Source organism: Rhodococcus baikonurensis (assembly GCF_040489275.1).
Classification (GTDB): domain Bacteria; phylum Actinomycetota; class Actinomycetes; order Mycobacteriales; family Mycobacteriaceae; genus Rhodococcus_F; species Rhodococcus_F baikonurensis.
In genome coordinates this window covers 320,513-343,991 of sequence record NZ_JBEUOQ010000006.1, presented here as the reverse complement: position 1 = coordinate 343,991, position 23,479 = coordinate 320,513, and the positions used below count along the sequence as shown (strand labels likewise).

Here is a 23,479-nt window from a genome sequence, read left to right as displayed (position 1 = left end):
GGCGATGCGTGAATCCGATCGTTCTGCCGGACTGACCAGCATCATCCGGTCGCCCTGGTTCGTAGGGTTTTCCGCGGTAGCGATTATTCATCTGATCCTGAATGCCGCTGATGCTGAGCCCTGGGACGGGATCACCAAGGTCATGCTCGCGCCGATTCTGGCTGCCTGGGTTGTCGGTCATCGTGGACCGAGAATTGTTGCTGCTGCCTTGATTGCCTGCGCTTTCGGAGACCTGTTCCTGATCTGGGACTCCACATTCGTCATCGGGATGGCAGCCTTCGCGATCGGTCACCTCTGTTTCATCCGATTCTTTCTCTCGCACGGCGCTTTTCGGGAGATGCGAAGGCGGCCATGGTTTCTGTGCTCCTACACCGTCGCCGGGATCGCTCTTGTGTCGTATGCCTGGACCGGGCTCGAACCGGCACTTCGAATTGCCGTCCCCGTGTACGCCGCAATCCTGGTGGGAACCGCATCTACCGCACTGGCGTACAACACGATCACCGGTATCGGCGGCGCACTGTTCCTCGCCTCTGACGCCCTCATCCTGCTCGGTCAGGCGAACAAATGGCAGCCTGCCGCTGCCGGCATCTGGATCATGACGCTGTACATCCTGGCGTTGTTGCTTCTGACAGTCGGAATCCTCGGACGGAGTAGCACGGCAAACCGTCTACTGACGCCCACGCTGTAAGGATCAGCGACCAGCCGGACATCTCTTCACATGACGCCGAAAGCCGAGGACAGGCCGCCACCGAGCGACGAAGAGCGTTTCACCGCCCTGTGGGACGACTACGCCGGTCGGGTGTTCGCGTATACCTGCCGCCACGTCGATCATCACAGCGCACAGGAAGTTGTCTCCGAGACGTTCCTCGTTGCCTGGCGACGCTTGGACGAAGTGCCCGAGCAGGCTCTGCCCTGGCTGTTGGTGGTAGCTCGAAACACCGTGAACAACAGCCGTCGAAGCGTTCGACGCAATGATGCACTCACCGAGAAGATGCGACGAATCGAGCAGCTTGCGGCATCGACGCCGGGCGCCGACGTCACTGTCAACGACCGCACGGAACTTCTCGAAGCACTGGCAACACTCACCGTCATCGAGCGTGAAGCTCTACTCCTGACTGCCTGGGACGGATTGACCGCCACCGAAGCAGCGCGGGTCGCCGGGTGTTCGGTGCCAGCCATGCACGTTCGTCTCTTTCGCGCTCGGCGTCGATTGAGCAGCGGTTTGACACCAGAATCCGTCACCGCGATCCCGATCGACGTCACTCGACCTTGCGCTGCCGCCGAACACGGGAGTACCCCATGAGCAAAGATCTTCTGACCACGCTCGCGATGCTGCGGCCGACCGATGCGGTTACCACAGAATTCTGGCCCGAGAAGGTCCAGGATGCCGCACGCACCCGAATCATGGCTACCGAAAACAACATTGGAGCAACCAAAACTCCACGCCGCCGAGTCGGTGCCCTCGTTCTCGTCGCGGCGATCTGCGCAGCAGTGGTGGTGGGCTGCGCCGCTGCCACGGCGATGATGCCGAAACCGTTTACCGACATGTACGCCGGTTGGCAGACGATGCCGGGAACCAACGGCGGAATAGATCCGTCCACCGCCGAGCGGGTCGGGTCCATTCCCGGACCTGACGGATCCCTGTTCAGCGTCTTCGTTGCCCACGGCGAGGACGGATGGAGGTGCGTCGCCCCGGTTTTCGAGGCGTCAGCCGACGTCGACAAGATTGGACCGTCGAAATTCACCAGCCTCGGACACGGCTGCAGATCGAACGACGACTTGTACGGCGCAGATTCATTCGGCGGCGGTTCAGGCATGATGGTTGCCGGTCCGCACGAAGCGACCTACGACGCAGGCGCGGGGGGCGCCGTTCGGGCCGAACTTCACACCGCTGATGGCAATATCTATCCCACAATTCTTGCCGAAGACCGCTTCTACGGGTGGATTCCATTGTCGCTCACCTTCCCGCGTCCAACCCTCGTCGGATACGCCGCAGACGGGACGGTAGTCGGCACCCGGTGAGCTGTCGGTACCCTCGAAGAATGACTGCACAGGCCCCGAACGAGCGCGTCCCCAGCCAGTGGGAAGAGATCACTGCAGCCGACTCGACGCATTCCACACGGTATGTGGAGCGATTCCGTTCGATGAGAGCGGACGGCAAGGACATTGTCGGGGAAGCACGTTTGATCGACGCGATGCTCGGACGCAGTGGCCGGGTTCTCGATGCCGGGTGCGGGCCGGGCCGACTCGGCGGTTATCTGCACGACGTCGGCCATGTGGTTGTCGGAGTAGACGTCGACCCGGTTCTCATTGCTGCCGCGGAGGAGGACCACCCGGGCCCGACGTGGCTTGTCGGCGACCTCGCCGAGCTCGATCTACCCGCCCGCGGGGTCGAGGCGGATTTCGACGTCATCGTGTCGGCAGGCAATGTGATGGCATTTCTCGCCCCGTCCACCAGGCAGGCAGTGTTGGCAGGATTTGCTCGTCATCTCGCTCCGAGCGGCCGAGTGGTCATCGGATTCGGGGCCGGACGTGGCTACGAGTTCCCCGAGTTTCTCGCCGACGCGACCACGAGTGGTCTCGAGGTTGATCTGCTGCTCTCCACGTGGGATCTTCGCCCGTTCAAGGACAATTCCGAATTCCTGGTCGCGGTGTTCTCGCGCTCCTAGCCCGGCAGTTCACTGCTATACCAAGGGCCTGGCACACAGCGATCAACTCACTCTGATCACAATCATGGCGATTGTTGTTCACTACGAACATAATTGGATCAATGCGGGTGTGGCCGAGCGGCAAGGCAGCGGTCTGCAAAACCGTCCACGCAGGTTCGACTCCTGCCATCCGCTCCGCTTGCCAACCAACGATTCATGCCGCAACCCGCCCCCTACAAATGACATTCGGTGCACGCAGCCTGCATGACTCCGCAAGGTCTCCGTACAGAGCACTCGGGACAGTTACCCTCGATCGATGCACCCTCTGCACGCGACAGGACAGTTGCCTCCCGGACCGATGGCCTTACAGGTGGAACACCTCTGCATGGCGTTCGGCGCGAAAGTTGCTGTGAACGACCTTTCCCTCGCGGTGCCCCCAGGTTCGTTGTTCGGCCTGGTGGGGCCGAACGGTGCGGGAAAAACGACCACACTGTCGATGGCAGTCGGATTGCTTCGCCCGCACTACGGCCGCAGCCTGGTGTACGGCTACGACGTGTGGAACGACCCAGTGGCAGCGAAGAGTCTGCTCGGCGTTCTACCCGACGGTTTGGCGCTGCCCGCCCAGTTCTCCGGTCACGAACTGCTCACCTATTTCGGGCGTCTGCGCGGCATGCCCGAGGACGTCATTGCATCACGACGCGACGAACTGTTGGCCGCGCTCGATCTTGCCGATGCAGGTGGAACGGTCATCGCCGACTATTCAGCGGGCATGACGAAGAAGATCGGGTTGGCCTCGGCGCTGTTGCACGGCCCTCGCTTACTGGTGCTGGATGAGCCGTTCGAAGCTGTCGACCCCATTTCTTCGGCCGGAATTCGGAGCATTCTGCTCTCGTTCGTCCACTCAGGGGGCTCGGTCATTCTTTCCAGTCACGTGATGGCCCTTGTCGAACAACTGTGTACTCACATCGGAGTCATCGCAGACGGTCGCGTCGTGGCTTCAGGAACGGTCGACGAGGTGCGCGCAGGCAACACAATCGACGAGGCATTCGTTCGCCTTGTCGGCAGCCGCAGTCCCAATCCCGACGGACTGTCATGGATGCGCGCATGAGCATTACGAGCTTGCCGACGACGCGCAGCGCCCCAACCTCACTGTGGCGCACTGTTCTCCGCATGCGCGTGACCCTCTACAAACGTCAATTCACCGGCGGCAGAGCCGTCATCAAAGTCGTGGCAGCACTCTTCGGCGTTCTGGGGGCAGCTCTGCTGTGCCTGCAAGCCTCGGGGACGAGCGCGAGCTCTTCCGAACTCGTCAGCGGCACAACCAGTCTCGCACTGTCGGCTATCGGCGTGATGTGGATCTTGATGCCGATCATGTCTGGTCTGTCAGATGACAATCTTCACCCCAGACATTTCCAACTACTCCCCCTGGAACCCGTCCGACTCGCCAGAGCACTGTTCTCGACGTCGCTGGTCGGTATGACCGTCCCGATCACCGCGTTGGCTGCCGCAGCGATACCGATCTATGCAGCAACCCACCATGCTGCCGCGTTGCCTCTGGCGATCGTTGCGTGGCCCACAACGGTCCTGCTGATTGTCGGCACCTCACGGGTCGCGATGCTGGCGATGTCGCAGCTCCTGCGGAGTCGTCGCAGCCGCGAACTGGGACTGTTGGCATTCAGCACGTTCTTCGGCGGGCTGTATCTGCTGCAATTTCCGCTGCAGAGTCGCCTCGGCACGGTCGTGGACGGCGACGTCACGTGGCCGCTCACGGTCGCGCATTCGATCCCGTTCGCGTGGGGAATCACCAGTGTCGACGCAGCAGCAGGAGGCGCCTGGCTCCTCGCCGCGGGAGCAGTCCTCGCCCTGGTGCTGGTCGATCTCGCACTGCTGTGGTCATGGCAACGCCTGGTCGTTCGCTACTTCAACGGGAAGGTCGCAGAATCAGCGGGCGCCACTTCCGTGCAATTGAAGAACCAGGGCCGCGACATTCGAACCGGTTGGCGCGCATCCCGACTGGGCACCGTCATCTCTCGCGAGCTTTCGCTCTGGCACGGCGACATGCGCCGACGAACACAACTGCTCTCCGTTGCCATCATGACCTTGGTCTCCGGCTTCGGACCGCTGATCTCGTCATCGATCCCCTTCTCCGCCGCATGGGGTGCCTGGTTCCTGATCTACCTGGCAATGGCAGCCGGATCGAATCTGTACGGATTCGACGGCGCATCGATCTGGCATCTGGTGATGATCCCCGAAGCCGCTGCCGCTGACGTCCGGGGCCGACAAATCGCGTGGGCAATCGTGATGACACCCTTCGTGGTCGTCGCAACAGCTGCTGTACGGATCTTCGGGGACCTCGGGACCGACCGACTGGCCGTGCCGATCGCCGTCGGCATTTCGATGATGGGAGTCGGTGCAGGATTGGTAGTGGCGATATCCGCCAAAGCGCCCTACCCGGTTCCGGAGATGAAGAAGACGTTCTCCTTCAACACCCGCGGGTCCTTCAACGGCTCGTCCTTCGGACTGATCATCCTCGCCATCGTCATCTTCGCCGCGACAACGGCGCCCGGCGTTCTACTCGGGGCGCTGCTACCGAACCCGGTGAACTATTTCGCCATCCCTGTCGCTGTTGCGATTGGTGCACTGGGTGCTTGGATCGGGGGCCGCGTCGCGATCACCCGTATGCAACGCGAGCCGGATCGGATTCTGTTCGCAGTTACCACCACATGATCGTTGCCCAGATAGTCCGAGAATTTCTGGGCGTCAGCGCAGTAGCCGCAGCTTGCACCAAAAAACTCAGTCTGGGCAATCGGCTTATCAGGGAGCCAGGTAGCCAGGTAGCGCAGCCTCAACGCGTTCGGTCCTCGCATATCGCCGCCGGCGCTTTCGTGACATAGCTTCCGCTCGAGCCGAACCGTTGCCCTGGAATCATCGCACCACCAAGATGTTTGGCATGCCCCCGGAGCACCACGGTTCCGTACGTGTCGCCGAACGTCCCGGCCGATGCGGGAACTGCGCGCACCCGGCCCCTTCGCTCGAGCGCGGCTGGATCGAGCGCTGCCTCAGGTTCGCACCCCAACCCGCTCGGTGCGCAGAAATCCTGGTGATGGACCACTACACCGGAGCGATGGAATTCTGCCGGTGCCGACATCCGTTCCACGGGTCCTGATCGCGCCGGATCCTCGAGATCCGCTGCCGAGCCGAGTCCCTCGGCGCCCCGGCTCGACAGCGGAATAACACTTGAATCAGCTCAGCGAGCTCAGCAGCGGCTCGAGAAGCTTGTAGAGCTCGAAGATTCCGATGATCGTTGAAATAGAACCCATGATGATCCTCCGTGATTCGTGAACTTTCCGTGACGTCGCGTCACAGGCAGAAAGCTAACAAACCCGGCATTCAAACGGGGACCTTGAATGTGTCCGGCAGATGAACTCCCTGCTCGCAGAATCCTTTTGGTGATCAGCGTCATGTTCGACGAGAAATAGGCCCAACCGTCACATCACCTGACATTGACCGACGGCTGCAGCGAAAGTCTGCCCGTTGCTGTCTGGCGATACTTGGCACTATTTCCGCCCCTCCAACTCTTGCTTTGTCTGACGAATCCGATTACATTCCTCCACAATAACGGTACGCGTAACGAAATATCAAGACTCGCTACTGCGCCAACCGATATACGCAGTGCCACAACCCTTCCGGACTCCTGGCGGGGTGACGCATCGTCGCGTCGAGAAGCTCCTCACTCCCCGATCGAAAGAGAGCACGATGACCACTGAGAGCATCTCCGGACATCAGCAGCGACCGGTTGCAACAATTGCCAGCCTGACACTTCTGATCGCTGCAGTCGCCGCTCTCGAAAGCATCATCGTCCCCGCACTCCCCCTGATACAGCGAGACTTCGGAGTGACGGCCGACGTCGGAGCGCTCGCCTCCGTCGCTCTGACATTGAGCACCGTTCTCGTCACGCCGATGGCCGGGCGAATAGCCGACGTGTACGGCGCCCGTCCCACATTGCTCGCGATCACGACCATCGTCGTGCTCGGCGGCAGCGTGTCCGCTCTCGCAACGATCTTCCCGCTGTTCGTCCTCGGTCAGTTTCTCCAGGGATTCGGGCTCGGGTTGTTGCCCGTGAGCTTCGTGGTCCTACGACGCACTTTGTCCTCGGAACAACTGAAGACGGCCACCGGATTGCTCGGTGCCGTCGTCGTGGCGGGCGGCGCTCTGGGAGTCGTGCTGGCCGGGCCCGTCGCCGAAAACGTCTCCCGCACCGCGATGTATGCAGTTCCGACCGCGTTCGTCGTACTCGGCGCAATTGCTTTTGCCGTGAGCACACCACGAGATCGCATGTCGAAGGTCGGCGGCCGGCTCGATTGGCCCGGAGCGGGTGGATTGGCCCTGGGATTGTTGACGCTGACCGCGTGGCTTGCGAGCGCGTCGAGCAACGGTTGGGGCGCACCGACGTCGATGCTGCTGGTTCTCGCTGCCGCTACGGTGTTCACGATCTGGGCCAGGTATCAGGGCCGAACCAACGAACCGATGGTGGACCTGACGATGATGCGGCATCGTTCGATGTGGAGCGCAGTGGTCGTCGGCGTGGTTTTCGGGTTCACCTACGGCGCTGTTGTCTATCTACTTCCGCAGCAACTCGCCGCGCCCGCGGAGAGCGGATTCGGCCGCGGTGCATCGACAAGTGCCATCGGAATCCTGCTGTGCATCGGCTACGGCGCAGCGGTGATCGCGTCGGTGATCTCCGGAAAGCTCGCACAACGGGTCGGCACGAAAGCCATTGCGGTAGCGGGAGTTGCCCTCCTCGGCCTGAGTGGCGCCGTCGGAGTCTTTGCAACCACGATGTGGCAGATCGTTGTGGTGCTGATCCTGGCGGGTACCGGCGTTGCGGCCGCGTCGACGGCAGTGTTCGTCATCTCCGCCGACAGCGCACCGGCAGACCGCGTAGGTGTCACGACGGCGATAGTCACCATCGCCAGATCGCTGGGTTCTGCCGTCGGAACCCAAATTGCCGCCGGGATCATCGCGAGCGCGACTTCATCCGGCGGCCTTCCCCGACACTCGGCATTCGCCACGGCCTTCGGGGTAGCGGCAATCGTTGCGATTGTCGGACTCGTTGTCGCGGTGACGATGCCGAGGGCTGGGACTGGGGCAGCCGATGTTCAGTGGTCGTCGTCGTCCTCGTCGAAGTCCGCGACTCCGCGCTTCCAGTAGCCGGTGATCAGGTGGTCGCCCGAACTCAATCCGAGTTCGTCGCGCACGAATCTGCGAATCGGCTTGAGGCTGGTGGCCTCACCGGAGATCCAGGCGTAGACGCGCTCGCCCTCGGGCACCGTCACCGTTCGGACGGCCTGCTCGAGTAGATCGGAGTGACCGGCCGGCACGTCGCCACGGTACAGCCATCGCACCTCGACGCCTTCCGGAACGGTGAGTTCGATTTCCTGTGAAGGATCGGTGATCTCGACGAACACCCACCCGGCAGCAGCAGCGGGCATCATCTCGAGCCAACGAGCAATGGCAGGAAGGGCGGTGATGTCACCGGCAAGCAGATAGCGGTCGTACGTCCACGGAACCACGACGCCACCGGGCGGACCTGCCACGTGCACCCGAGTGCCGATGGTGGCCGCCTGAGCCCAATCAGAGGCGTACCCACCGTCGTGGAGTGCGAAGTCGAGGTCCAACTCCCCCGCCTCGGCGTCGTATCGACGGACGGTGTACTCACGCGAAATCGGCAGAGGACGAGGCCACTTCAGGCTGAATCCGTCTAGTTCGGGCAGTCTCAGAGACCCGTCGGCATCCGGGTAGACGAGGCGGACATGCTCGTCGGGAGCGTGCGATTCGAAGCCCGCCAACTCAGGTCCTCCCAAAGTCAGACGCAGCAGTCCGGATCCGACCATTTCGCTGCGAACGACTTCGAGTTCGCGAATGCCGATGGGGTACGGCACTTTTGCGCCGGTGGTTCCCGCCAGAACTTCGGCGATGGTCGCGAGGTGGTCTCCTCGGTTCATGAACTACCTTCCTTTTCCGGCGGAGCATTCCCCACCGGCACGGTGATGTCGGAGTGATCGACTTCGGCTGTCTCCGAAGTTACCCGACGCACCGAACCCAACGTTGCCAGGAGCACCAGGCCCAATGTCAGACCGGCGAGACCCAAGGCCAGCAGCGCAGCACCAGGCTCGAGCCACTGCCCGAGGAACCCGGCTGCCATCGACCCGATCGCCGTACCCGTGACAGCCTGCACCATCCACAGACTGGAGATGCGGCCGCGCAGTTCGTCCGGCGTGTTCTGTTGCAGGACGGCAAATCTCAGAATGTCGTTGAGGGCGCGTCCGAGGCCGAATCCGGCGAGACCGAGGAAAGCGACGAGTGCTGCTCCCGACGCACCCAGTACCACCAGGCCGAGAGGCATCAGCGCAACAGAGATCAACATCGCGGCGCCGTTGCGGTGGACTCGTCCTGTCCAACCGCTGGTGAGCGAACCGATCACGGCGCCGACGGCCGGTGCGCCGTAGAGCAGACCGAGCATGGTGGGTCCACCGCCGAGAACCTGGTCGACGAATGCCGGCAGCAACACCATCGGGCCGCTGACGAACATGACCAACAGTCCGCTGATCAAAATGCCGCGAATGACTGTGTGCGTGCCGGCGAATTTCACGCCGGTCACCAGCGCGCGCATCGGGCTTTCGTGATTCGTTCCCGGTGCAGGCGAAGGTCCGATGGCTTGGAACAACGTGACCGTTGCTGCGGTGGCCACCGCAGCGACAAAGTATGTCGCGGGGATGCCACCAGAGGCGATGATCACGCCGGCGATTGCCGGCGAGATCATCGTCCCGATGTCGGTGGTCAGAGCTACCAATGCGCCGGCCGCTGCCATCTTGTTGCGCGGCAACAGTGTCGGCATCAAAGCCATCAGGGCCGAGCTGCTGACACCGCCGGCCAAGCCGTCGACAGCTGCCGCGACGTAGATGACCCACATCGACGGGTGTGGCAAGAGCGCATTGCAGCCGAGAATGACGAAGCCGAGGCCCGCAGCACTGCGGGCCAACTGGATGGTGCGTCGCCGGTCGTAGCGATCAGCGAGCACGCCGCCGAACAGGCTGCCGAAGAACATGGCGATGGCCATCGCCGTGGACACTCCGGCAACCTGCAAGGTCGACCCGGTGAGCTGGTATGTCTGCGCGGGAACGGCTACGACGAGCAGTCCGATCCCGAGCAGCGAGATCAATCGCGCCGAGAAGGCATACCGGAATGGACGGCTGGTCTGCAGCGGTGAAACATCGATCACCAGCCCACCGAATCGAGTCATGCGAAGGTCTGGCCGATCAGGTCGAGCGTAGCCATTGCGCCGTCGTAGTCAGGACGGTAGCTGCTGGCGGGGAGCTCGAACGTCGTGCCGGCCTTGAACGACGGCAACTGCGAGTAGAGCGGATCGGTGGCAAGCTCGGCCATCGGGCGACCGGACACCGGAAGGACAAAGGCGACAGGCGCATCGGCGACCTGCGAGAGCAGCTCCGGGCTGACCTCGAACGAGTCACCCGAGCCGAAGAGCTGCGGGTTGCCGGCCTTGGCCATGACGTCGTCGGCCTTGAAACCGAGCTCGGCGAGCATCGCGGGCAGCGCGGCCGTCGGCGGAACGAGGTACGGCTTGTTGCTCGAGACCGAGAGGAAGTAGACGACGTTGCCCTCGGGAACCTTGATCTTGCCCTTGACCTCTTTGACCTTGTCCTCGTATGCGCTCAACAGTGCCGGAACCTGGTCGGAACGGCCCGCGGCGTCGGCGACGATTTCGAGCTGCTTGTCCCAGTTGGCAACCGTCTTGGGGACCAACACGGTGGGTGCGATAGCGGTCAGCTGGTCGTAGAGTTCCTCGGCCTGAACCGAGGTGATGCCCTGGCCACCGCCGATGATCAGGTCGGGTTCAGCCGCCGCGACGGCCTCGATATTGAGCTGCTCGCCGGCCGGCAATTCCTTGGTGCCCTGCGCCTTTGCGGCGTCCGACCATGCCGGCGGGAATCCACCGTCGAGGTTCGTGACACCGAGGACGCGGGTATCGGTGGCAACCACCGGTGCGTCCAGGGCGTACAGGTATCCGGCGAGACCGCCACTCAGAACCACGATGCGCTCCGCCGACGCGGGCACGGTGACCGAGCCCTTTTCGGTCTCGATCACGCGCGTCGTGGGCTCTGCAGCCTTGGTCGGTTCGTCGTTCGAATCGCTGCTGCAACCGATCATCGCCACGAGTGCGACGATCAGCAACCCTGCGATGGCGACGAAACGTCGCCAACTCCGTATCGCGAGGGGCGGTGTGGACTTCATCATTGAGCTCCCATTGTGTTTCAACTGTGTGGTTTTCGAACTATGTGGCCGTGCGTTTCGACAGATGGCTGTCGAGCAGCGGGGCAATCGCCGCCCACCCGGCTGGGGTCACCAATCCGGCGTGGTCGTACGGCAGATGGTGTACTGCCATGTCCCGGTCCCCGCGGACTCCGCGCCAGCGATCAGCCAGCAGCTGTCCGGACGCCTCGGCGTCGGCGGTGATCAGAGTAACCGGTCCGTCGTAGGTTGTGTCCGTCGAGCGGGCCACGAGCAAACGAGTGGCATCAAAACCCGCCAGAACAGCCTCGACCAGTCCCGGTGCCTGAGTGAGGATCTCGGGTGGCAGGGCGGCGGCCAGATCTCGGTCGTCTGCATCGTCGCGACCGCGATCGTCACGATCTCCCAGTGGATGAGTATCGATCAGACCGACGAACTCCACCGTCTCGCCGATATCGACCAGCTGAGCCGCCATCGCGGCAACGACGTTGCCACCGAACGAGTAGCCGAGCAGGTGGTACGGCCCGCTCGGTTGCACGCCGCGAATCGTGTCGACGTACATCGCTGCCAATTGGTCCACGTTCGTCGGTTCGAGTGGTTTCCCGGCAACTGTGGGCAATTGGAGGCCGAACAGTGGACGGTCGGCCTCGAGGACGCCGGTCAAAGGTGCGAAGGGCCAAGCGAATCCACCCGCCGGATGCACGCAGAACAGTGGTTCACCGCTGCCTTCGGCCCGAAGCATCAGCAGGTGATCGCGACTCAGATCGATGTCGGACGCCGGCTCGTCAAGGTGTGCTGCGAGCTCGGCAACTGTCGGACGGGTCATCAGCGTTCCTACACCGACGCTCAACGACAGGTCGTGCTCCATCTCCCCCACGAGCCGCATCGCTCGAAGCGAGTCGCCGCCGAGATCGAAGAAACTCTCTTCGGGATCCACCGCATCAACGCCGAGTACCCGCGCAAAGACCTGGCACAGGCGCCTTTCCATCTCGGTTCGCGGTGCTCTGGCCGCCGCTCGGGCAGGGGGCGCCGGCAACGCACCCCGGTCCAGTTTTCCGTTGGGCGTCAGCGGTATGGAATCCACGACGACGATGTCCGATGGAACCAGGTGTGCCGGTACGCGCTCCCTCAATTCGGCTCGCAGATCGGTTGCATCGGCGCCGGGTTCTTCGATGACGTAACCGACCAGTCGCGGCGGCGCGCCGCCTTCGCTTCGGACTGACGCTGCCGCTCGCAACACTCCCGGCAACGACGCCAACGCGGATTCCACTTCACCCAATTCGATTCGAATGCCTCGGATCTTGACCTGATGGTCCGCGCGGCCCAGGTATTCGAGTTCACCGTCGCGGCGACGCAGTACGACATCACCCGTGCGGTACATGCGCCTGCCGACGGAGTAGGGGTCTGCAACGAACACAGCGGAGGTCAGGGCGGTCCGGTGGAGGTAACCCATCGCCGTTCCGTCACCGGACATGTACAACTCGCCCGCCGCTCCGATCGGAACCTCCCGCAGCCCCGAATCGAGTACCCGCGCAGACGCGTTCAGAATCGGACGACCCAAGCACGGTGTCTCGCTCCCCTGAACCGGGGATCCCATCGCATTGATCGTGAACTCGGTCGGTCCGTAAAGGTCGTACCCGTCGACACCGTCCTGATCGCGCAGTCGCGACCACAGTTCGGCAGGCACAGCTTCTCCGCCGAGCATCACCAACACAGGCGTCCGCTCACCGTCGAGGAGACCGGCGGCCATCAGTTCCCGTGCATACGAGGGGGTTACGTTCACGACGTCGATCCCGACTTCGCGGTAGTGCTTCACCAGAGACACGGGGTCCAGTCGCGCCTGCTCGTCGATCACGTGAACTTCATGCCCGGCGAGCAACCAGAACAGTTCTTCCCACGACATGTCGAACGAGAACGAGACTGTGTGCGCGATGCGCAAACGTCGACCACCAGCGCTGTTCTCCGTCGGAGTGAAGATCTCGGCCTTGTGATTGTGATACATCGTCGTCAACCCGCGATGACCAACGACGACGCCCTTGGGTTTTCCGGTACTGCCCGAGGTGTAGATGACGTAGGCAGGCTGATCCGGTGAAGTCGGCCCGCATACCGCGGCCTCGTCGACGACTGGTGCCGGAGCCTGCCCGTCGAGTACCCCGGTTACGTCCGGGTCGTCGAGGACCAGACACGCCTGTCCATCGGGAACAACGAGGTCACGCGTCTGAGTCGTGGTGACCACCAGCGCAGCATCGCTGTCGAGGATCAGTTCGCGCAGGCGTGCCGGCGGGTGAGCCAGATCCAAGGGAAGATATGCCGCTCCGGTCCTCATGACGGCGAAGATCGCTACGACGTGATCGGCGGTACGCGGAAGTGCGAGCGCCACAACACGGGTCGGACCCCCGCCTGGCGCCGACTGCCCCAGCACCGAGGCGAGTAGCCGCGCCAGTCTGTCCACCCGAGAGTTCATCTCGGCCGCGCTCAGCGTGACGTCACCGAAGACCAGTGCAGTGTCGTCGGGTGTGGCCACCGCCCTTTCGCGGAGCAAGGCGTCCACGCTGCCGCCCGCCTGGTCCGGCCGCGGCATCACGACGTGCTGTGAAGCGAATTCCGCGGGAGTGCTCGAAAGCGGAATCGTCGTGTCCGCCACCGTAGCCGTGTCGGATGTCGCCATCACTTCGAGAATCGTGATGGTGCGTGACAGGACGTCCTCAGCCACGTCGTGCGGAATCAGGTCGGGGCGGTTTTCGAGTGTGAGCGCCATCGCCGCATCCCCGACACCCGGGTCCACATCGAGCGTGAGCGCATAGTGAGTGCCGTCCACCGCATCGAACCCGACGATTCCGCTGCGCCCGAACGTGTCTCGACGTGCCTGTTCGTCGCGCGGGGTGTTGCGGAAAACGTAGAGCGTGTCGAAGAGCGTGGCGAACCCTGCGCTTCGCTGTACGTCACCGAGCCCCAGAAAGTGATGCTCGAGCAGCGAACCCTGCTCGCGGAACAGGCGACCGAGCAGCGCCGGGATCTCCTCACCTGGCCGTACGCGGACACGCACCGGAATGGTGTTGAGCGCCAGGCCCACCATTCGGTCGGCGCCCTCGACCTCGGGCGAACGTCCCGAGACCGTGGATCCGAAGACGACGTCGTCTCGGCCCGTCACAGCACGCAAGGCCAGGCCCCACGCCGCAGAGACGACGGTGGACAGGGTCACGCCGCTACGTCTGGCCAGCTCGCGAACTGCCTCGGTGACGCTCTGCTCGAGCTGAACGCGGGTGAACACCGGCAACGGAGCCCGCCCACCTGATCCCGTACCACCCACGAGTGTGGGCTGCTCGAGATCCGCGAGGTAGTCCTTCCACGACGAGAGGGCGTCCGTGCGATCCGATTCGGCGATCCATCGCAGGTGATCACGGAAGTCCGCAGGCTTGTCGAGCGCGCCGTCGAGTCCAACCGGGTCCGTGCCGTGAGTGCGAGCAAACTCGTAGAGCGCCAACAACTCCGCGTACATCAAGGTCTGCGACCAACCGTCGGTCAGCAGGTGGTGCTGAGTGAAGACGAGGTGCGCTCCCCCACCTGGCAACCAGACCAACACCATTCGAATGAGTGGCGGCGCACTCAAGTCGAACAGCCTGCCGAATTCGGCCTCGTCGACTGCGCGGACCTCGATATCCAAGTCCTCGGGTGCGACAGCGCTCAGATCGATCTCACGGAAAGGCATTTCGGCTTCCCTGGGCACGAACTGCACCGGAGCATCGAACCCGGCGTGTGTGAATCCGGCCCGCAAGTTCGGATAGCGCCGCAAGAGCGCATCCCCCGCTGCGCGGAGTGAGCGAACGTCGACGGCGGCATCGGCGGAGAACTCGAATCGCGGCTGCATGTGATAAACATCCGTACCGCCGGCACCGTCCAGAACCGACTGGAAGTACATGCCTTCCTGCAAGGGACCGAGCGGTAGCACATCCTGCCAGCCCGGGCTCAGCGACTCGAGCCGTGCCCGTCGATCCGTATCGACGGCTACGAGAGGGCTCGGCACACGATCCGGCGCGGTGTCGGGCAATGCCTTGCGGTCTACCTTCCCGTTGAGGGTGAGCGGTAGTGCCTCGAGAACCGTGATGGTCTGCGGCACCATGTGTTCGGGTAGGAGCCGCGCAATCTCCTTGCGCACCAGTACCGAATCGAGCGCGGTTGCACCTTCGGGAACCACGTATCCGTGCAGACTTCCGGTACCCGCCGCATCTACGCGGACGGTGGCTGCCGCGCGGAACACACCGGCTACCGATCCGAGTGCGCCTTCGACCTCGCCGAGCTCGATGCGGAAACCGCGGACCTTCACCTGATCGTCCGCACGGCGCAGGAAGTGCAAAACCCCTCGCCTGCGTCGGACCAGATCTCCGGTGCGGTAGAGGCGTGCCCCCGGCAGAGAAGGATCGGCGACGAACCGAGCGACGGTCAGATCGGGGCGGTTCAGGTATCCGCGAACCACCTGCGCACCGCCCAGGTACAGCTCGCCCGCAACGCCTTCCGGAACCTCACGCAGGTCGTCGTCGAGGATTCGTACGTGCACATCGGTCCAGGGTCGACCGATCGTGACTGGGTCACCGGTCGTGATGACCGAAGATGTCGCCCACACCGTGGCCTCGGTGGGTCCGTAGACATTCCGGACCGAAGCAGCGTTGGCCACCAGATCGTCGGCAAGATCCTGTGGGAGTGCTTCCCCTCCCACCAAGGCGCGCACCGCGGCGAGGCGGGGCGCATCCTCATGTTCGGTGACCACTCGCCACAGTGCCGGCGTCGCCTGCATCACAGTCGCATCACTCGCGATGATCAACGCCAACAACGCATCCGGGTCGCGAACCGTCCGGCGGTCCGCGATGACGACCGTGGCACCCGCTGCGAGCGGGCACAGCAACTCGAGTGCCGCGATGTCGAACGACACCGTTGTCACCGCCACGATGCGATCGCCCGGCCTGATCCAGCGATCCTCGACTACCGTGTCCGCGAAGGCCGCGAGGTTGCCCGTCGAGACCATGACGCCCTTGGGGCGACCCGTCGAACCGGAGGTGTGGATCATGTAGGCGAGGTGATCACCCGCCGCAGGCGCCGGAGGAAGCACGACGCCCGAGTTGGTGAACTCACCGTCCACGAAGACGCTCGTGGCGACCGTCGACGGAAGTTGACCTGCGCTGTCGATACTGGTCAGGACACACACCGGCGACGCGTCCTCGATCATGAACTCGAGCCGCTCGGTCGGGTAGTCGACGTCGAGTGGCAGGTACGCCGCGCCGATGCGCAGTACCGCGAGCAGTCCGGCCACCAGATCCGCATCTCGATCGAGCGCGACGGCGACTACCTTCTCAGGCCCTGCGCCGGCCGCGAGCAGTTCGCGAGCCAACTCGTCGACCCGCGCCGACAGTTCCCCGTAGGTAATTCCGACCTCACCGGAGACTACCGCGACGTCGTCGGGGTGACGGCTGACCTGTCGGGCGAACAACTGCGAAATTCCGGCAGGCGACGTCGCGCGTCGGTCCGGGTCACGGTCCGACTTGCTCTCCGGCAGCCGGAGATCCGCGACGACGGTGCTGTTTTCGTGGCTCAGAACCGCGATCACACCGTCGAGCAGTGCGTCTGCGGTGGCGGCGTCGAACAGCCCGGCATCAACCGTCAATCGAAGTTCTGTTGCAGTTTGGACGAACTCGAGGTCGACGCTCTTACCGGGCGAGTGACCGACGCGGGCAGCGAAGAGGCTGCTGGTAGGACGTCCGAGTAGATCGGCGATTCGGTCGAGGCTGACATCGGAATGCGCGCGTGCCTCGGACACTGCGTCTTCGACTCGTCGAACGACATCGGCAATGTGCGGCCGGCCGGACAGGTCGATCCGAATCAGGGTGTCCGTCTCGTCCGAGGACAGCCCGACCGCAAGGTCCCGACCACCGCCGAAGCCGTTCAGCGTCGCCGCCACGGCGGCCAACAGCACCGCGTCGAATCTTGATCCGTCACCGAACCGAGCATCGCGTAACTGACGAACGTAGGTGTGCGGGCGGTACTCTTCGCCGCGCGAGCGATCGTAGGGAAGGTCCGTTTCGAGGGGCAGGCCCGCAAGCGTGCGAACCCAGTACCGCTCGTGATCAGGATTTCCAGCCGCTGCCGGGGAGCGGAACGTCGCCGCGTTCACTGTAGGTCGATCAACGACAGCGACCGAATCCGGCGAGAACTTCTTCTGATCGACGCGGGCGGCCGCGGCAAGACCGAGGGGGGTCGGGGTGTCGAACACATCCGAGACGACGACGCGGATGCCCAGCTTCCGCAGACTGCCCACCAACCTCATCGCAGTGAGCGAGTGACCACCGAGAGTGAAGAAATTGTCTCCTGGATCGACGTCGGAAAGCTCCAATACCGTTGCAACACAGGCACACACCGCATCGACGACCGCGGGATCGGCGTCGATCGCCTGACGTTGCTCGTCGGCCCTCTTCGTGGCGGCCGTTGCATCGGCAACGCGGCGTGTCTGTCGGACAACCGTCAGCACCGCGGATGCGGGAGCTGCCGGTTCGGTCAACAAACCACGCAGGATCTCGGCGAGCCGAGCGACCATTCGCTGCGCGGCGGCTTCGGAGACAACCGCCGGATCGTGGTAGAGGACCAGATCCAGACCGGTGCTCGGCGGTGCCATCAACGTCATCGGATAGTGCGTGACTCCGCGGTTGGTGAATCCCTCGACACGAAGTGTGTGCGACGCAGGCTGTCCCGCACCGGAGTTCGGGAAGTTCTCGAATACCAGGAGCGTGTCGAACAGTTGACCGATCCCGGCGATGCGTTCGATCTCGGCCAAACTGGTGTGCTCGACGTCCACGATGTCGAATTGCGCGTTCTGCAGCCCCACGAACTGTTCCAGCAAAGGCTCGTTCGCGGCGATGTCGAGGCGGGCCGGAATCGTGTTGCTGAACAACCCGACCATCCCCTCCACTCCGGCGAGTTCGGCAGGTCGACCTGACACGGTGGCCCCGAACACGACGTCCCATTGTCCCGTCGTCTCGGCGAGCGTTGCCGCCCACGCGCCCTGGACCAGCGTGTTGATCGTCAGCGCTCGCGCACGGCCGAGTTCGATCAACGCGGCGGCGTCCGAGGCCGCGAGTGGAACTTCGAGCGCGACGGGCACACTTCGCGGCGCTCCTACGTCGGCAACGAGAGTCGGTGCGGCGAGCCCACGTAAACGCTCGCTCCACACTGCACGGGCAGAGTCCTGATCCCGGCCGGCGATCCACGCCAAGTAGTCGCGATACGGAGTCGGCGACGGGAGGTGCGCATCGCCGTCGTGGTAGACGTTCATCAACTCGCGCAGGACGATCGGCGTCGACCACCCGTCGGTGAGCAGATGATGCGCGTTGAGAACGAGTCTGTGCACCCCACCGGGCAGCCGGATCAGTAGAGCGCGCAGCAGTGGCGGTGAACTGACGTCGAAGACATGCTCGGCGGCCTCGTCCTCGAGCTGATCTGCAGAGCGGAATGCGGTGGCAGCTGGAACGGAGGTCAGGTCGACCGAACGCCACTCGACTCCTGCACCGCGCGGAATGACTTGAACGGGACGTTCGAACTGCTCGTAGTGGAAAGCGGCGCGCAAGTTCGGGTGCCTGTCGATCACCGTCTCGAACGCGTCGGCCAGCTTTCCTTCGTCCAAGGGGCCGGAAAGGTCGAAGCGTGCAGTAAGCGTGTAGACGTCTGCCGCGCCGTCGCGGACCGCGTGGAACAGGAGACCTTCTTGAAGCGGCGACAACGGAAGTACGTCGGCAAGCGGTCCGTGGACGGCTTCGAGTTCGTCGATCCCTGCCTGATCGACCACCGCGCCCTGGCCGAAGATCGTCGCCGAGCAATCGGAAGGCGTCAAACCACCCTCGAAGAGTGCGGCATGTGCGGTCAGGGCAGCGAGCGCACGTTCCCAATGCTCTTGCAGCTCGACGATCGTCGCGTCGTCAAGCACTGAACCCGCCGCAGTCCATTCGACTGCCAGCGTCGTCTCGCCATCCTCGCGGACGAATGCGTTGAGCGCCAGCACTTCCGACATGGCCTTGGTCGCCGGTTCGATAACCGCGAATGCATCCTGTTCCGGCAATCGCCATCCGGTTCCGGGCAGAGACGGGAAGCGGCCGAGGTAGTTGAGCAGCAGTTCGGGAGTAGCGCACGCGGAAAGATCAGGTGCGGTTTCGGGATCCAGGTGCCGCAGAACTCCGTAGCCGACGCCACCTCCAGGCACGGCGCGTTTTGCCTCCTTCACCGCCCGAAGCAGATGCCCGGCAGCTGCTCCGCCGCCGAGCGCGTCGGAAAGATCGTCGGCGGTCAGCAGTGCTTCGGTGGGAACCCGAACCGGGAATTCGCTGGTGAACCACCCGATGGTTCCGGCGAAGTCGGTGTCGCTGGTGAGCGCGTCGCGCCCGTGGCCTTCGACGGTGACGGTCTGCGCGGGCAACCCGGTCAGGCCGTGACTGTGCTGCCACGAGCGCACTGCAAGCATCAAACCAGCAAGAAGCACTTCGTCGGCCTTGGCTCGATACGCCGCCGGAAGCGTGGTCAACAGCGCGTCGGTGACGGCCGGGGGCGCAACAGTTGTCGTGCGGGAAGCTGTTGCGGTCACGTCGATGTCCGGGTCGAGGCGACGGCTGCCGATCGGCTCGTCGTCCGCCTGCACCGATGCGGACTTCCAGTGCTCCAGCTCTGATGCCCTGCTGCCCGAGGTCCCGAATTCTGCGAGCAACCCCGCGTATCGACGCCACGAAGTGCCGCCGGCAGCCAACCGGGCGGACCTGCGCTCGCGTGCAGCATCGGTGGCTTCGTGGAGATCGGGAAGCAGAATTCGCCAGGACACACCGTCGACGATCAAATGGTGAGCCACCACGATCAATTGATCGGGCCGACCGGCCTCAGTCCTCACCAGCACAACGTGCAAGAGTTCACCGGCGCGTGGATCGAGACTCGCTGCCGCCGCCTCTGCGAGCTCTCTGACCCGGAGCGGTTCGGGGCTGTCGGACACCTCGCGAACGAGCCCTTCGCTACGCACCGCGCCCGCGTCGCGGACGATCAATTCAGCAGTGCCGCTGTCGTTGTCACGCCGCAGGAGCAGACGGAGAGCGTCGTGGTGATCGAGGACCGTCTGTACGCCGGACTGCAGGTCATCCAGCGAGAGGTCGTCGTCGATGCGCACCGCAGTCCACTGCGCGTAGCCCGCGATTGCCTCGTCTGTCGGATTCTTGTCGATCAGTGCCCGAACGATCGGCGGAGCGATCACCGTGCCGGTCGCCACGTCCGCGACCGTAGCTGCGACGTCGGCGTCATCGGCAATCTTGCGCGCCGCAGCGGCGATGGTTCCCAGATCTCGCTGTGCAAGAAGCTCTTTGGGAGCCACGACCAGTCCGCGCACCCGCAGGCGACTGCTGACGCTGATTGCCGTGATGCTGTCACCACCGAGGCCGAAGAAGTCCTCGTCCACGCCGACGCGTTCGCGGCCGAGCACCTCGGCCACCACGTCACAGAGAATTTCTTCGTGCGGTGTGGACGCAGCGCGACCTTCCGACTCGGTAGCCGGGGCGGGTAGTGCCGCACGATCGAGCTTTCCGTTCACCGTGACGGGTAGCTCGTCGAGAACGACGATTGCGGCCGGAACCAGATGGTCCGGTACACGACCGGCGAGGTCTCGGCGTAGCTCTTCCTGCGGCGGAAGCGTCGCGCCGACAGCGGCGACAACGTAGCCGACCAGGCTGGGCCGTCCTCCGTCCGTACGGATCAGCGCGGCAGCCGCGCCGATTCCGGGCACCGATCCGAGAACAGCTTCGACCTCGCTCAACTCGACACGATGTCCGCGGATCTTCACCTGCTTGTCGCTACGACCGATGAAGTCGTAGCCCCGCCCCGGTACCCAGCGCGCGACGTCCCCAGCGCGGTACATCAGATCTCCCGGAGCCCCGAAAGGATCGGCGACGAAACGCTCGGAGGTTGCACCGGCGCGGCCGAGGTATCCCCTGGCCAATTGCGGTCCGGCCAGATAGAGCTCACCTCGTTCACCGTCGGCGACCGGCTCGAGCGCGCTGTCGAGCAGGTACGCACGGGTACCCGCAAGGGGGTACCCGATACGCGGCCTGGCGCCTTCGACCGTGGTCGCGATCGCATCGACCGTCGTTTCGGTGGGACCGTACAGGTTTCGAGCCGGAACACCGGATTCGATGATCGCGTCCCACAGTGCGGGCGGTGCCGCTTCGCCGCCCACGACAAGCAGTTGCAGCCGCTGCGTGCGCAGCAATCCGTTGTCCACCATCGCTGCCGCCATCGACGGCGTCGTGTCGACCACGTCGACGCGATCTCGCTCGAACGCCGCGACCAGGGCAACAGCGTCCTTCTGGAGTTCTTCGTCGTACACATGAACCCGATGACCACACAGCAGCCACAACAGCTGATCGAGAGACGCGTCGAAGGCGAACGACGCCGTGTGCGCGGTGTGCAGTTGCCGGTTTCCGACTCGCTCGGCAGTTTCCCGGTACATAGTGGCGCGGTGGTGGTGAAGCAGATGCGCCAATCCACCACTTCTGACCAACACACCCTTTGGCTTGCCGGTCGATCCAGAGGTGTAGATGACGTACGCCAGGTGATCACCATGCCGCGGTGTCGCCAGTTCACCGAGTTCGAGTGGAAGCTCGGAATTGGCACGGAGTTCTTCTCGCGCGGCGTCGGAATCGAGTGCGAGCGGGACGGGCCGCGAATCTCCGACGAGTTTCCCGGCCAGTGCGGAAGTGGTGAGCACCACCTTCGGTTGCGCGTCGTCGACCAAGTCCCGCAATCGCTCAGCCGGGTGCTGCGGATCCAAGGCCACGTACGCTGCGCCCGCGCTCAATGTCGCGAGCAGCGCGACGACCATCTCGGACGTTCGCGGAAGTGCAAGTCCGACAATGTCGTCCGGGCCGACGTCGCGAGCGCGAAGCAACCGCGCAAGCCGGTGGACGCGGCCACCGAGTTCTGCGCCTGTCAAACGTTCCTCACCGCACACGAGGACCGTGTCATCCGCATGATCGGCGACGATGCGGTCGAAGACGTCGGGGACGAGCTCGACGGAGCCAGGCACAGGTTCGGTCTCACGGCCGGCAAGGATCCGCGCAGCCTCGGGTGCCGGCATCATCTGCACCTGTCCGACGGCAGGATCTTGCTCCCCCACCAACGCGTTCACGATGCTCACGAAACCGGAGAGGCGTCGCTGAACCGAATCCCGAGTATTGGTACGCGCGTCCACTTCGAATCCGAGTAGGACTTCGCCGTCCGCTATGGGGGTGACCGTCAAACCCAGGTCCTCCGGCGGACCTCCGGCGACGTTACGCAGTACGCCCACAGCGCCGGCGAAGTCGAGGGCGAAGTCGAAAGCCTTGAGATTGATTCCGATCCCGTGAAGGAGTGCGCCGGTGCCCGCGACGCCCAGGTCCCGAGCAAGATTCTCACCGCGGTAGCGCTGGTGCGCGCGCAGGCTTTTCATCGTGGCGGCTACCTGCTTGCTCAGGTCACCGAGACGATCGTGGCTGCGAATCGTCAACCGGAGAGGCAGAACGTTGACTGCCATGGCCGGGGTCTTGAGTGCCGTGCGCCCAACGCGCGCCATGAGTGGCATCGCGATGACAACATCCGTCTCACCCAGCAATCGGTGGAGAAACGCGCCGTAGCAGGCGATCAACGCCTCGGCCCATGTTGTTCCCGTCGCGTCGGCCACCTTTTTGAGGCGGCCGAGGGCGTCGGCACTGATGACCTCACGAACCTGGATCGTTCGTTCCGCCGGACCGGCGACCTGCTGGCCGCGCCCGTCCAACGCGGGCAACGGCGTCAGGACATCACGCCAGTAGTCACGATCTTCCGCGAACTGCTCGCCCGCCCGGTACGCCTCGTCCTCGCTGACCAGATCGGTCATAGAACCGAATCGCGTTGGCGCGACCTCGGTTCCCTTCTTCGCGGCCGTGTAGTGCGCAGCGACACGGCGCGAAATCATAGCTGCGCTGTATCCGTCGACGATCAGGTGGTGATAGAGCTGGATGCACCAGATTTCGCGATCGGAGAGCCTGATCAGCGAGTACGTGTACAGCGGACGCTCCACCATCAAGCGGCAGTACTCGGACGCCCGGCTACGCTCGGCGTCGACCAATGCGTGTGCCACGGCTACGGGATCGCGCTCGTCACGGACATCGGTGACGGGGATGGCGCCCACCGGTTCGCCGGAGATGTACTGACGCGGGCCCTCGACTGTCTCCACCATCCGCAGCCGCATGGTTTCGGCTTCACCGATCGTCGCCGTGATTGCGGCCGTCAGAAGGTCGGTGTCGATCGGTTCGTCGCCCGAGATTTCGAGCACCTCACCGACGAGGTAGCTCCGAGATTCGGGATCAAGCCTCTGCGCGTTCCAAATCCCGAGTTGAGCTCCTGTGAGAGCAAACGTAGCTTCGTTTGCCGCTCCGGAGTTCGAACCTGGAAGAACGCTCACACTGATCCCCTCGTCTGTGGACACACGTCACCCA

At 63.9% G+C, this 23,479-nt stretch carries 12 protein-coding genes and 1 tRNA gene; 8 read left to right on the top strand and 5 right to left on the bottom strand.

Annotated elements, in window-relative coordinates; genetic code table 11:
- Positions 1-4 precede the first annotated feature (4 nt).
- The 7 genes from ABWI03_RS17105 (at position 5) to ABWI03_RS17075 (ending at position 5,375) form a co-directional block, all read left to right on the top strand.
- Positions 5-688 carry a lysoplasmalogenase gene (locus ABWI03_RS17105; protein ID WP_095970598.1) on the top strand — a complete coding sequence of 228 codons (684 nt, stop codon included), beginning with the start codon at positions 5-7 and terminating at the stop codon, positions 686-688.
- A 30-nt stretch (positions 689-718) separates the two neighbouring features.
- Positions 719-1,303: an RNA polymerase sigma factor gene (locus ABWI03_RS17100; protein ID WP_298779922.1), complete on the top strand. Its 585-nt coding sequence runs from the start codon at positions 719-721 to the stop codon at positions 1,301-1,303.
- Positions 1,300-2,022 carry a hypothetical protein gene (locus tag ABWI03_RS17095; protein WP_298779925.1) on the top strand — a complete coding sequence of 241 codons (723 nt, stop codon included), beginning with the start codon at positions 1,300-1,302 and terminating at the stop codon, positions 2,020-2,022. Before ABWI03_RS17100 ends, ABWI03_RS17095 begins: the two co-directional genes overlap by 4 nt.
- A gap of 20 nt (positions 2,023-2,042) precedes the next feature.
- The gene (locus ABWI03_RS17090) at positions 2,043-2,669 is read left to right on the top strand and encodes a class I SAM-dependent methyltransferase (RefSeq protein ID WP_095970601.1); all 627 of its coding nucleotides are present in this window, start codon (positions 2,043-2,045) and stop codon (positions 2,667-2,669) included.
- A 103-nt stretch (positions 2,670-2,772) separates the two neighbouring features.
- Positions 2,773-2,843 (top strand) — tRNA-Cys (locus ABWI03_RS17085).
- A gap of 121 nt (positions 2,844-2,964) precedes the next feature.
- Positions 2,965-3,756 carry an ABC transporter ATP-binding protein gene (locus tag ABWI03_RS17080; RefSeq protein ID WP_298779929.1) on the top strand — a complete coding sequence of 264 codons (792 nt, stop codon included), beginning with the start codon at positions 2,965-2,967 and terminating at the stop codon, positions 3,754-3,756.
- Positions 3,753-5,375, top strand: a complete 1,623-nt coding sequence (locus ABWI03_RS17075) for an ABC transporter permease (protein WP_253252876.1) — start codon at positions 3,753-3,755, stop codon at positions 5,373-5,375. Before ABWI03_RS17080 ends, ABWI03_RS17075 begins: the two co-directional genes overlap by 4 nt.
- A gap of 118 nt (positions 5,376-5,493) precedes the next feature.
- Here ABWI03_RS17075 and ABWI03_RS17070 read toward each other — a convergent pair whose 3' ends face one another.
- Positions 5,494-5,796 (bottom strand): hypothetical protein, encoded by a 303-nt coding sequence (locus ABWI03_RS17070; RefSeq protein ID WP_185564378.1) that lies wholly within the window; start codon positions 5,794-5,796, stop codon positions 5,494-5,496.
- A 608-nt stretch (positions 5,797-6,404) separates the two neighbouring features.
- On the opposite strand from ABWI03_RS17070, the gene ABWI03_RS17065 reads away from it, so the two are divergent.
- Positions 6,405-7,859 carry an MFS transporter gene (locus ABWI03_RS17065; RefSeq protein ID WP_298779938.1) on the top strand — a complete coding sequence of 485 codons (1,455 nt, stop codon included), beginning with the start codon at positions 6,405-6,407 and terminating at the stop codon, positions 7,857-7,859.
- Here the strand turns inward: ABWI03_RS17065 and ABWI03_RS17060 are convergent.
- From ABWI03_RS17060 to ABWI03_RS17045, 4 genes are read right to left on the bottom strand one after another with little or no spacing between them, the layout of a single operon-like run.
- Positions 7,808-8,653, bottom strand: a complete 846-nt coding sequence (locus ABWI03_RS17060; RefSeq protein ID WP_298779942.1) for a siderophore-interacting protein — start codon at positions 8,651-8,653, stop codon at positions 7,808-7,810. The two genes, ABWI03_RS17065 and ABWI03_RS17060, sit on opposite strands and share 52 nt — an antisense overlap.
- A complete protein-coding gene (gene entS / locus ABWI03_RS17055; RefSeq protein WP_298779945.1) occupies positions 8,650-9,951 on the bottom strand; it encodes an enterobactin transporter EntS in 1,302 nt (433 codons plus the stop codon). Before entS ends, ABWI03_RS17060 begins: the two co-directional genes overlap by 4 nt.
- Complete coding sequence (locus ABWI03_RS17050; RefSeq protein ID WP_095970745.1) at positions 9,948-10,961, bottom strand: Fe2+-enterobactin ABC transporter substrate-binding protein; 1,014 nt, start codon at positions 10,959-10,961, stop codon at positions 9,948-9,950. The genes entS and ABWI03_RS17050 overlap by 4 nt, the downstream gene beginning before the upstream one ends.
- A gap of 40 nt (positions 10,962-11,001) precedes the next feature.
- Positions 11,002-23,445 carry a non-ribosomal peptide synthetase gene (locus ABWI03_RS17045; RefSeq protein ID WP_298779949.1) on the bottom strand — a complete coding sequence of 4,148 codons (12,444 nt, stop codon included), beginning with the start codon at positions 23,443-23,445 and terminating at the stop codon, positions 11,002-11,004.
- Between the last annotated feature and the right edge of the window lie 34 nt (positions 23,446-23,479).